The sequence below is a fragment of the Salarchaeum sp. III genome, assembly GCF_036418315.1.
Taxonomy (GTDB): Archaea; Halobacteriota; Halobacteria; order Halobacteriales; family Halobacteriaceae; genus Salarchaeum.
In genome coordinates this window covers 1-2,891 of record NZ_JAZHPG010000016.1, presented here as the reverse complement: position 1 = coordinate 2,891, position 2,891 = coordinate 1, and the positions used below count along the sequence as shown (strand labels likewise).

Sequence of the window (2,891 nt, the reverse complement as noted above, 5' to 3'; positions counted from 1 at the left end):
TAAATATGGCGCTCTCCCTCTAACACTTTTGAAACGTTACCAGATAAATCGATTTGGTAGATTGCCGTATTTCCGCGCTCAGTCCCAAGCACATACAGCCCTTGTCCGCTTTGATCCCAAACGGCTCCCTGTGTTGGATTGTCCCAATGCAAGTCAGAAATCAACACATCACTACACTCGAGATCGACATCTTTTGTTAGGCAAGTATGCTCTTGAGTTTGAAGGCTGACCATCCACACACGGTTTAAGGTCGCCCCATCATATTCACGATTATGACCAAGATAAGAAATCGCCTCCCCATTCGGCGACCAGTTTGGCACATTGAACACGCCACTTTCTTGATTCACCTTGTAGGCTTCTTTCCCTAACGGCTTCACCAAAAGATCTTGTAAAGAGTAGGCACCCGGTTCATCCTCGCTCGTGCGAACATAAGCAATCGCTTCCCCATCTGGTGACCAGGCTGGGTCCTTATGGTTATAAGGTTCTGAGGTTAAGAGATTCATCTGTTCATTTTCTAGGTCGTAAAAGCCTATCTGACTTTTTCGCCCATCCAAAAACCCGATGCCATCTCCCTTATAGCGAATATCATCCACGACTAGTGGCTGGAGCTCTTCTTTTTCCTCATCTCCCTCTTTAGCTTGCAGGGTTTCGTCTTCTTTTAGAGAAGTTGTAAAAAGAAAAGCCTGTTTGTGCGGGTGCCATACAGGGGTGCTCGCACCATTTTTTAGATGGGTAACTTGCTTGGCTTCGCCACCTATTGAGGAGATCTTCCAGATTTGATTTTTCCCTGATCGATTTGATACAAAAGCGATCCATTTGCCATCTGATGACCATTTCGGGGAGGAATCCTTAGATGCCCCATTCGTCCATTGAACCGATTCCCCTGTTTGTCGGTCATAGATAAAGAGATGAGATTCATAATTTTTCTCCTGATTGATGACGGTCTGTATGTAAGCTACTTTTTGCCCACATGGAGATAATTGCGGCGCTCCTACAAATTCGAGCTCATAAAGGGTTTCCGCCTGAACCTTTTTCACACTAGCTGCTGGCTGAACCATGTTAGCCACTCCTTTTCTTTACAAAAATTCAAATGTATTTTTATAAACATCCATTTGCATAATGACATTGGTTGAAGAGATATTTGGAATTTGGTGGATCTCTTTGACGGTTTCACTCAGCTCCTCATAATCTCGAACGTTTACTTGGGCTAACAGCTGATATTCGCCCGTTGTGGTAGTAATGTAGCGAATAACGCGCAACTGTTTTAACGCCGAGATTACCGCATCGATTTGTTGAGGCACAACCTTCAACTGAATAATCGCCCCTACCTTGATTCCAAGTGTGATCGGATTCACCACCCCAACCACGTCGATAATATCTTCCTCTACTAACTTGTTATAACGCGTTCGAACGGTCTTTTCGGTCACATCCAGATAGTTGGCAATCTCTGAAAATGACATGCGTCCATTTTTAGACAAAAACTTGATTATTTGCTTGTCTAAATCGTCGATGAGGTCTTGGCTGTCAGACACGCGAGTACCTCCTTCAGAACAGTTGCTTCATATTTGGTACCTGCTTTCGAAGCTTTTAGATAAAAGACTACCGATATAAATATCTTATGGAATGATTCACTACTTAATACTGTAATTTCATAATAGTATATATTTTCAGATAACTTTACGCAAGGATTTTTACTTGGGGAGTGTGAGGATGAGGACGTTTGAATTTTACACAAAGGGTTATGTTAAAGGATACATGGTATTATTTCAATAAATGGAGGATTATATATGAAGTGTCCAACTTGCGGAATCTCTGTTTCAAAACGAAACCTAACCTGCCATTCATGTGAAGCTGAGCTACCACGCACGGCTGAGCAAGAAATGGCGGCAACAGCAGAAAGCGGCGGTGGCGGGGGCGGCAAGATATTTCCGATTCTAGGCTGGGTGTTCGCCATCCTATCCTTATTTGTCATCCCAATCCTATTCGGCATCGCAGGAATTGTAATGGGTGTCTTCACCATCAAACGCCGAAGCAAAATCCACGGCATTATCATTATCATCGCATCTATCGTCCTTATGATCTTGGGCTCTGTTATTAGTGCATTGATGATGATGGTTTAAGGATTATGGAACGCAACTCCTGAGGGGGTTGCGTTTTTTTGTGTGGGAGAGGGGCTGGCTTGGGGGCGAGTGGTCTGGGTGCTGGGGGAAGAGTGGTCTGGGTGCTGGGGCAGGGGGGTTTTTGCGACTCGCCCAGCTTTTCTGCGACTCTTACAGTTTTATTGTGACTCTCGACTATTATCTTGCGACTCTTACGGCTATCCTGCGACTCTCGAGGTTTTACTGCGACTCTCGCGGCTATCCTGCGATTCTTTTTAGCTTTTTTGCGACTCGTTGCGATTTTTTTGTGATTCTTTTTGTTTTTCTGCGATTCGCGATTGCATTCTTGCGACTCTACGAAATTTTACTGCGTCTCTTTCTGTTTTCTTGCGACTCGCCAAGCTTTCCTGCGACTATGGAGGGCTTCATGGGGCTCATGAGAATTTTTCTGCGACTCTGAACAGTTATTTTGCGACTCTTATGGCTATCCTGCGTCTCTCGAGGTTTTACTGCGACTCTCGCGGCTATCCTGCGATTCTTTTTAGCTTTTTTGCGACTCGTTGCGATTTTTTTGTGACTCTTTTTGTTTTTCTGCGAATCGTGATTGCATTCCTGTGACTCTTTGAAATTTTTCTGCGACTCTTTCTGTTTTCTTGCGAGTCGTCCAGATTTCCTGCGACTATCGAGGGCTCCATGGGGCTCATGAGAATTTTCCTGCGACTCGCCCAGTTTTCTTGCGACTCGCCCCCCAATCTCTACTCTCCCCAGCAAAAAAAGGACATCCAGCCAAGA

General features: G+C 44.7%; 4 protein-coding genes. 1 reads left to right on the top strand and 3 read right to left on the bottom strand.

Going from position 1 to position 2,891, the window contains the following annotated elements:
• Together U3A55_RS02465 and U3A55_RS02460 are read right to left on the bottom strand one after the other, a co-directional pair.
• A partial coding sequence (locus tag U3A55_RS02465; protein WP_330989940.1) for a DPP IV N-terminal domain-containing protein occupies positions 1–1,058 on the bottom strand: 1,058 nt, incomplete at its 3' end.
• 18 nt (positions 1,059–1,076) lie between these two features.
• Complete coding sequence (locus tag U3A55_RS02460) at positions 1,077–1,532, bottom strand: Lrp/AsnC family transcriptional regulator (RefSeq protein ID WP_330989939.1); 456 nt, start codon at positions 1,530–1,532, stop codon at positions 1,077–1,079.
• 255 nt (positions 1,533–1,787) lie between these two features.
• Between U3A55_RS02460 and U3A55_RS02455 the strand changes: the two genes are divergently transcribed.
• Entirely contained in the window at positions 1,788–2,120 is a 333-nt protein-coding gene (locus U3A55_RS02455; RefSeq protein ID WP_330989938.1) for a hypothetical protein, read from the top strand.
• 333 nt (positions 2,121–2,453) lie between these two features.
• Here U3A55_RS02455 and U3A55_RS02450 read toward each other — a convergent pair.
• On the bottom strand, positions 2,454–2,891 hold a 438-nt coding region (locus tag U3A55_RS02450; protein WP_330989937.1), incomplete at its 5' end, for a hypothetical protein.